This is a genomic window from Streptomyces sp. 13-12-16, assembly GCF_002114215.1.
In the GTDB taxonomy this organism is placed as follows: Bacteria; Actinomycetota; Actinomycetes; order Streptomycetales; family Streptomycetaceae; genus Streptomyces.
The window spans coordinates 32278-40146 of sequence record NZ_NCTE01001298.1 but is presented as its reverse complement, the minus strand read 5'-3'; the positions used below and the strand labels follow the sequence as shown (position 1 = coordinate 40146).

Genomic DNA, 7869 nt, shown 5'->3' with positions numbered 1-7869 from the left:
CCCCGGGGCCCCCCGCCACAGCGGGTCCGCGTCGGCCAGCGCGCGCGGCACGGCCACTTGGGCGCGGGCCCACTCCGCCGCCTGCCGGCGGCACTCCTCGCGGTGACCGCGCAGGCGAGTGCGCGCCTCGTGCAGGGCCCGGATCCCGGGGGCGCCCTCCAGCTGGGCGGGCAACTGCTTGAGCCTCCGCCTCTGAGGATTGCGGTAGACGATCTCCAGATCGTCCGTCATCTCCGCGGTGTACCCGTCTTTCTCCACCCGCGTGCCCATGTGTCGGCTGCCCCCGTCGCGTCGTCCTGGCCGGTGCCTGTTGCCAGTTGATCGTTGATCGTTGATCGTTGATCACACGCTACGCCGCGCCACTGACAACGCCCGTTCCGCCTCCGGAGACCTGCGCCCCGTGGTGGCCGACGGGTCGGTACGTGTCGCGTGGAAGCGCTGCTCCCGCGTCTTCCGCCCATTGCTCTCCGGCATCCGGCACCTGTGCCGCGAGCGGCTCCGCCCCGTCCCCCCGGGTACGGTCACCGTGGCGTTGGGGTCATCAAGACACCAGCGACACCACGATGCGTGACGCCCTGCTGCAGCAGTTCCTCCCAGCTGCCCAGGATCTCCGGGAACACCTCGTGGACGACCTGTTCGGCGGTGCGCCGGCTGCCGAGGTGAATCTCGGCGAAGTCGTGGAAGAACCCCTGGTGGAAGGCCTCGAAGTCGAGGGGCAGGTCGAGCGGGGTCTGGAGGGGCTGGTTGTGGCCGCTGTCCTGGGGCGCTACGTCAGTGCTGACGTCGCCATTGCCCATGCGGTCCTCCAGGAAGGCGGGTGCCGGTCCTCGTCGCCGAGGCCGGCAGGGTCGTGCACGGGCGCAACCGGCCCGTGTGAAGGCCCGGTTGACATGGGGTCTTCATGGGTCAGCCTGTCGTTTTTCGGGCTCTGAAACTCATGAGGCCTTCAAGAACTGTTACTTTGCGATCTTCCCCATAAACGGAACTCGTTCACGGTGTTGGCTCACGAGTTCGATGAACGTGCTGTGGGCTGCGGTGGTGCGAGCGGGCTGACACTTCCCGCTCCAGAGACCGTCAAGCTTGCGGCGCAGCCCGCACCGCGCTCGGCACCGCGCGGACATCACCTGCCGTGCAAGCCATCACAGGCGGCCACATCCGCACACAACCGATCCCCCGCCACCCGACCGAGGAAGCGCGACGGCGCGACCGGACAAAGCGGCGCAGGCAGGACGTTGCCGTTGCGCCCCTTCGACGCCCGCGCCGAACTCGGCATGGCATTGATAATGCATCCCGCGCGATGATGCCGTGGCCGGTCCCCGAGTTGGACCACAGCATCATCGCGACACCGCTGCCGCCCGGGTCGGATCCGTGAGGGCGCGTGGATCGCCTGGCTGACGACCTGCGGGAACATGGGGCCCTCCCCGTTGTCGGCGTACGCCTGAACGTGCTCAGCCCCGTACGGGTGAACGTGCCCAGTTGATGATGCGCTGACCACGGGTTCTCGTCGGTCCGCAGTGGACGGTCGACAGCGTCGGACGGCCGGGTACTTCTCATGCCACCTTGATGACGACCTTGCCCGAGGTGTGACCGTTCTCGACGGTGGCGAGGGCGGCCGGTGCGTCGGAGAGCGGATGGACCGCGGTGATCACGGGTGCGAGGAGTCCGTCGAGGGCCAGCCGGGCCGACCGCTCCAGGTTCTCGCGGTCGACGCGACGCTCGACGAAACGCCCACCGAGATCGGACACGGACATATCGCCCACAGCGATGACGTTGCGGGGATCCTGGGCCAGCGGAGCGACCGTCCGCAGCGAGGTGCCTCCGGCCAGGTCGACGATCCCGTCGAAGCCGTCCGGAACCAGCTCGCGTGCCGCGGCGGCGACGTCCTCGGCGGTGTAGTCGATGAACCGCACTCCGAGGGCCTCGGCGTGCTCGCGTTTGGCGGTACTCCCGGTGCCGATCACCCGCAGCTCGCGCCCGATGGCCAGCCGGGCGACGGCGAGGCCGACCCCGCCCCCGACTCCGTTGACCAGGACCGTGGCACCGGCCGGGAGGCCGAGCTGGTCGAGCACGTCCACCGCGGTCGTCCCGGCTACCGGCAGCGTTGCCGCCACGGTCGCGGACAGACCCTCCGGGATGCGCGCGGTGTTCGGCGCGGACAGCACCGTCGTCTCGGCGTAGGTGCCGCCACCGGTGAGTGCGAAGCCGAAGACCGCCTCACCCACCTCGAGCCCGTTGACCTCCTCGCCCAGGGCGAGAACGGTTCCGGCCGCCTCCATGCCCAGCACGCGGGGAAACGGACGCCCGCCGTCGAGCCCGTCGACCAGACCCGAGCGCAGAAGGTGGTCGAGGGGATTCACGCCGGCGACGGCGACCTGGATCAGCACCTCGCCGCGACCGGGGACAGGATCGGGACGATCGAAGAACTCCTGCACCTCGGGCCCGCCATACCTGCCGAAACCCCACGCCTGCCCCATCTTCCGCCGCCTCTCGTACGACCGGCCCGGTGATTCCGGGCGCTGTCGCCATCCTCATCTCTGACATTGATGTGAGGGGCAACCGGCTGAGATGCAGATCACAGCACCAGGCCGACTGCACCACCGGTTCCGGGGCCGTGGACAGCTCCGCCCGGTGTCGGCTGTTGACCCTGATCAGTACGTCGAGTGCATCCCGGGCCTCGACGACACCGGTGCCTCTGGTCGACATCGGTTGCGGTCTGGGTTACCTGGTCCGCTGGCTGGCGGCCACCAACGCCCTCGGTACGGACGTCGAGCTGGTCGGGGTCGACCTCGACGCCGCGCTGGTCGGCGAGGCGGACCGCCTCGCCCGGGCGGAGGGGCTCACATGCCGTTTCGTCCGAGGAAATGCCTTCGACCTGCCCGAGGCCGCGACCGTCTACGTCTCCACCGGCGTGCTGCACCATTTCCGTGGACCCGCCCTGGCCGAGTTCTTCCAGGCCCAGGCATCTTCGCCGGCGTATGCCTTCTGCCACTTCGACATCGCCGCGACCCCTCTCGCGCCCATCGGCGCCTGGATCTTCCATCGTGCCCGAATGCGCAATCCGCTCGGCCGCCACGACGGTGTCGTCTCCGCACGGCGCGCGCACAGCGACGGGACGCTGCTGCGCGCCGCCGCGGTGCCCGGCATCCGCGCACTGCTGTACGAGCCACGCGGCACGGCGAACCCGTTCTGCACCACACTGCGTCCGGTCATCGGGGTACGCCCGCAACTGGAGGCGCCTCTTCGCCGAGCCCTCGGGCGGGACGCACGCCGCATAGTCGGCCCGGAGCACCTTGCCGAGACCACCCGATGACGCCCGCCATACCGCTTGTGCTCCTCGGCCTGGTCGACGCGGCGTTCAGCGGCTTCCGCGCCTATGCCGGCAGCGACGCCCGCATCCGCAGACAACGCGCCACCGCCCGGGCCGCCCTGCGTGGGCTGGCCGTCGGGGCCCTCCTGCTGCTCGCCCCCACGCTGACCGCCGCCCTCCTGCTGCTGACCGCACGCGACCCGGCACGGACCTACAACACTCTGACCGCCGGCGGCATCGGCTACCTGCTCCCACTCACCGTCTACGCCAGCGCCGTACTGCTTTCGCTCGCCGCCTACCTCACCCTGCCCTTCCGTGCCGGCACCCTCGCGATGGTGATCGGCCTCGGCCCTCTGACCCTGCTGCGCCCCCTCGCCGTTGCCGCCGCCTGCCTCGGCGCGGCCCTCAACGGCGGCGGACCCGCCCTACTGGTCGGCGCGACCGCGGGCGCCGCTGTGCTGTGCGTCGAACCCGCGGTACACCGACACTGGTACCACCACGTGCGGTAGAGGACCTGGGTGACGTCGTGCGGTTGCCACCGAGCGACACGGCGATGGCTGACAACCGGTGCTGCCCCCTCTCGGGCTTCTGACTCAACTTCCGGGTCCTGTCGCTAATCTGGGGGTGGTCGGGTGGGCAGCCATCAGGCGTGACGGCTGGGGTGCGGATCGCGGACCTTCTACTGCCTGGTGCCGGCGTGAGGGTCGGCCAACTGCTGCCAACGGATGTCGGAGGCAACGTCACCAGGATCAAGCTGCTGAAGCGACAGATGTACGGCCGCGCCAACTTCGACCTCCTGCGACGCCGCATCCTGCTCTCACCATGGTCAAGAAGGGGCCACCCCCGAATTACGGCCCGGTCCGCGCTCGAGGTCGGGGCGTGCTGGCCTGGCAGTTCGGCTGGTGGTTGATCAGTAGGCCGTCTGTTGAGCGAGAACCAGTTCGGTGCTCGGCTTGCGGCGAGTCGGCCGACGGGCGGAGCGGTCTGGGATCAGTGAAGCGATCACGCCCTGGGTCTCGGCGTAGTCCTCGCGCCGACCGGTGCAACGCTGAAGCGGCCGCCACTGCCGCAGTTCGGCATGGATGTGCTCGACGCAGATCCGTTACGAGGACTGCCGTCGGCACATCTCCCGCCATGCGTACTGATCGCCGAGCGGCCGGCATCCGGCTCTGCACGAGGTCCCCCCGTTGCAGCCAACACCCACGAAGCGCTCCCGATCCGGTGACGTCGCCGACGTCCGCACCGCGGAAGCCCGGCAGCGCCCCGGCCCATGGCGCACCGGAGTCACCGCCACCAGGAACAAGGCGCTGCTGCAGCACCTGGCCCTGGGCCGGTCGAGCGAATGGCCCTGAGCGGCGATCCCGTCGGCGAGATCGTCATGCTCTTCCACGCCTCCCTCCTCACCGTGGTGGAGGCGTCCGCCGAGCAGGGCTGCCGGCGCTCCCCACGGGGAAGACCCACCGCCGCATCCGCGACCACCTGGCCGTCATGAGCGAACGCTTCCGCCGCAACGGTCATGCAGACGCGCTGTATCCAGGCGGCCAACTTCTACGGATCAACCTCCCAGAGAACCCAGTTGTCTTCCAGCAGGGCCTGGACATGATCAGTCACCGCACACCACGCCCCGCTCCTGTCCAGGATCTGCGGAGGGACCGCGCAAGCCCCTGATCGGGTGCCGCACGTCGCCAACCACTCGAACGTGTGAGTTCAAAAGTGACCAGGCAGACGGCCCTTGCCTCAGACACCAGACCCGTATTCACGTTCGAGACATTCACCCTTCCGGGGCCGTTACGGCTCCGGATCCGGCGCGTTCTTAGAGCACCAGTGCCAACCGGCCGCACAGACGGAGAACACCATGAACACCGAGCCCACTCCCGCCCATCGCCCCGGATTCGAACAATTGCGGCGGTCCTCGCTCGCCGTCCAGTCCTGCGGACCACAGCAGTCCGCTCCCCGCGCACGCCGCTCAGCACGACTGGATACGAGGTGGGAGGCATGAGCGTCGGCAGTGATGCAGGCAGCCCCCGCGCGGGGTCGGTGCCCGCCCCGCGCGGGGCGGAACTTCCTCCGCCGCCCGCCGCCGTACCGGCTGGGCCGCACGACGGTGACATCACCGACGGCTTGGCGGAGGCGTACTGGTCCGTGTACGACGGCGCCGCTTCCAAGGCCACGGTGGGACAGATTCTCGCGCGTCTGCCGCGGATCGTGCGCCGGATCGGCCGGCTGGCCTGGAACGCGGACCGGAGCGCGACCGTCGCGGTAGTGGTCCTGCAGCTGGCGTCGGCCGTGATGACGGCGTTCGGGCTCATGGCCTCGGTGGCAGTGCTGCGGGAGCTGTTCGCGGAAGGACCCACTCCGGACAGGGTGCGGGCGGCCATTCCCCAACTCCTTTTCGTAGTCGGCTTTCTCGCGGCCCGGGCGCTCCTCGAGGCGGGCGTCGCTGTCGCGCAGGCCCGGGTGACGCCGAAGATCCGCACCGCGCTGGAGTGCGAGTTCCTCGCCCTGACCGCCCATGTGCGGCTGGAGGTCGTCGACGACGCGGACTGGCACGACGAGGCCTACCGGGCCAACGACCGCGGCCTGTTCTACGCCCGGCAGATCGTCGGCCAGGTCGTCTCCCTGGCCGCGGCGCTGCTCGGGCTCGTGGGCACTGCCGGTGTGCTGGGCATCCTCCATCCCGCCCTGCTGCCGCTGCTCCTGCTGTCCGTGCTGCCGGTCGGCGCGGCCGCCGTACGCACCGCCCGGGCCCGCTTCCACTCCTTCAAGCGGTGGAACACCCTGCAGCGCAGGGTGCGGGTCTTCTCCTGGCTGCTGCTGGAGAGGGACGCCGCCGCCGAACTCCGCTCGGACACCGCCCAGGGTGCGCTGCTGGCCGAGCACCGCCGGCTGACGACACGCATTGCCGAGGAGGACACCCGCCTGGGCGTGAGCTCGGCCGGGCTGACCCTGGCGGGCCGGGCCGTCGGCGGGATCGGCACCGGCATCACCTACACGGCGCTCGGCGCCATGCTGATCGCAGGCTGGCTGCCCCTGGCCGCCGGCGCGGGCGCTGTCCTTGCCATCCAGGCCGCCCAGTCCTCGCTGACCCGGCTCGTCGACGTCGCCCACCTGGTCTACGAGCACGCCATGTGGGTGGACGACCTCCTGGCCTTCCAGGAACGCTGCCGTGACCTCCAGCCGCGCCGCAGGGGACTGCGGGCCCCCGAGACGGTGAAGACCATCACGCTGGATGACGTGTCCTTCACCTACCCGGGCAAGGACACCCCCGCGCTCAACGGCATCTCCCTGACGCTGCAAGCCGGTCAGACGGTGGCGTTCGTCGGCGTCAACGGCTCCGGCAAATCCACCTGCGCACGGCTGCTCGCAGGTCTGTACGAACCCCAGGACGGGGGCACGGTCTGCTGGGACGGTGTGAACGTGCTGGACATGGACGCGGGGTCGTTGCAGGCCCGGGTGGGCTGCGTACTGCAGGACCCGGTCCGTTTCCCGTTCAGCGCGCTGGCCAACCTGACGGTCTCCCGGGGCACCCTCACCAAGGCGGATCCTCAGCGGGCCCTGGACGCCGCGCGGGCCTCCGGCGCCGAGCAGGTCATCGCCGCGCTGCCGGGCCGGTGGGAGGCGCTGCTGTCCAAACGCTTCCGCGGCGGTCAGGAACTGTCCGCCGGCCAGTGGGCGAAGATCGCCGTCGCCCGCGGTCTGTACAAGAACGCTCCCGTCCTGCTGCTGGACGAACCGACCGCCAGCATGGACCCCCGCGCCGAGCACGCCGTGTACGAGGCGGTACTGCGGGACTCACCACGCCCCGATCAGATCACCGTGCTGATCTCCCACCGCTTGGCAAGCGTCGTCAGCTGCGACCGGATCTTCGTCTTCGACGGCGGCCGCATCATCGAGACCGGCACCCACCAGGAGCTGATGGACCTCGACGGCGAGTACGCCGCCATGTTCACCCTCCAGGCCGCCGGCTACCGCGCCGAGGCCGGAGAGGCGACATGATGCCCGACCACGCGCAGCCTCGTCCCGCGACAGCATCGGCCGGCGCCTGGCCGGCGGGCTTCACCGAGCACCGCCGCGGCATCGACTGCCCGATGTGCGCCAACGACTTCGCCGCTGACGACACCGGCCGGGGTCTCCTTGTCCGGCGCGGGGAGGTCAGCAACGCCTACCTGTGGCGCAGCGGCCAGGTCCGCGGGTACAGCGTGGTGATCTGCACCGGGCGTCATGTCGCCGAGCCCACCGAGCCTGACGAGGAGGCGGCCGCGTTCTGGCGTGATGTCCTCGCTCCGGCCAGGATCGGGCTCGTCCTCCAAGCCCGCTCCTGGACCGGCGACCCGGAAGTGCTGGAGCCCGACCGGTGCGCGGAGTGGCGGTGGTGGAAGCCACAGGACCTCCCGGCCGCAGTGGTGCCGTACACCCGGCGGGCGATCGACGAGGTTCTCCAGGGACGGCCGTACTCGGAAATCGGCTGGGGCGAGCGATGAGCACACTGGACACCTGCCCCGCCGACGACCCGGCGGGACGCTCCGCAGTCCGGGGGCGCGGCGCCAGGCCAACGGGTGCGG

General features: G+C 70.3%; 9 protein-coding genes. 6 read left to right on the top strand and 3 right to left on the bottom strand.

The window, feature by feature from the left end; genetic code table 11:
- The 3 genes from B7767_RS46980 to B7767_RS39940 form a co-directional block, all read right to left on the bottom strand.
- The coding region (locus B7767_RS46980; protein WP_373408277.1) for a hypothetical protein at window positions 1-231 on the bottom strand (231 nt) is incomplete at its 3' end.
- A gap of 290 nt (window positions 232-521) precedes the next feature.
- Window positions 522-797: a hypothetical protein gene (locus B7767_RS39945; RefSeq protein WP_256923744.1), complete on the bottom strand. Its 276-nt coding sequence runs from the start codon at window positions 795-797 to the stop codon at window positions 522-524.
- Window positions 798-1550: 753 nt separating this feature from the next.
- Entirely contained in the window at window positions 1551-2474 is a 924-nt protein-coding gene (locus B7767_RS39940; protein ID WP_107486601.1) for an NADP-dependent oxidoreductase, read from the bottom strand.
- A 212-nt stretch (window positions 2475-2686) separates the two neighbouring features.
- On the opposite strand from B7767_RS39940, the gene B7767_RS39935 reads away from it, so the two are divergent.
- The 6 genes from B7767_RS39935 (at window position 2687) to B7767_RS39915 (ending at window position 7788) form a co-directional block, all read left to right on the top strand.
- Window positions 2687-3310, top strand: coding sequence for a class I SAM-dependent methyltransferase (locus B7767_RS39935; protein WP_256923743.1), 624 nt, complete (start codon window positions 2687-2689; stop codon window positions 3308-3310).
- Window positions 3307-3816: a hypothetical protein gene (locus tag B7767_RS39930; protein WP_085576198.1), complete on the top strand. Its 510-nt coding sequence runs from the start codon at window positions 3307-3309 to the stop codon at window positions 3814-3816. The genes B7767_RS39935 and B7767_RS39930 overlap by 4 nt, the downstream gene beginning before the upstream one ends.
- 678 nt (window positions 3817-4494) lie before the next feature.
- Window positions 4495-4659, top strand: coding sequence for a hypothetical protein (locus tag B7767_RS46975; protein ID WP_179167501.1), 165 nt, complete (start codon window positions 4495-4497; stop codon window positions 4657-4659).
- Window positions 4650-4799 carry a hypothetical protein gene (locus tag B7767_RS46970; protein WP_179167500.1) on the top strand — a complete coding sequence of 50 codons (150 nt, stop codon included), beginning with the start codon at window positions 4650-4652 and terminating at the stop codon, window positions 4797-4799. Before B7767_RS46975 ends, B7767_RS46970 begins: the two co-directional genes overlap by 10 nt.
- Window positions 4800-5302: 503 nt before the next feature.
- A complete protein-coding gene (locus tag B7767_RS39920) occupies window positions 5303-7303 on the top strand; it encodes an ABC transporter ATP-binding protein (RefSeq protein ID WP_085576196.1) in 2001 nt (666 codons plus the stop codon).
- Window positions 7300-7788 carry a hypothetical protein gene (locus B7767_RS39915; RefSeq protein WP_179167499.1) on the top strand — a complete coding sequence of 163 codons (489 nt, stop codon included), beginning with the start codon at window positions 7300-7302 and terminating at the stop codon, window positions 7786-7788. The genes B7767_RS39920 and B7767_RS39915 overlap by 4 nt, the downstream gene beginning before the upstream one ends.
- The last annotated feature ends 81 nt before the right edge of the window (window positions 7789-7869 follow it).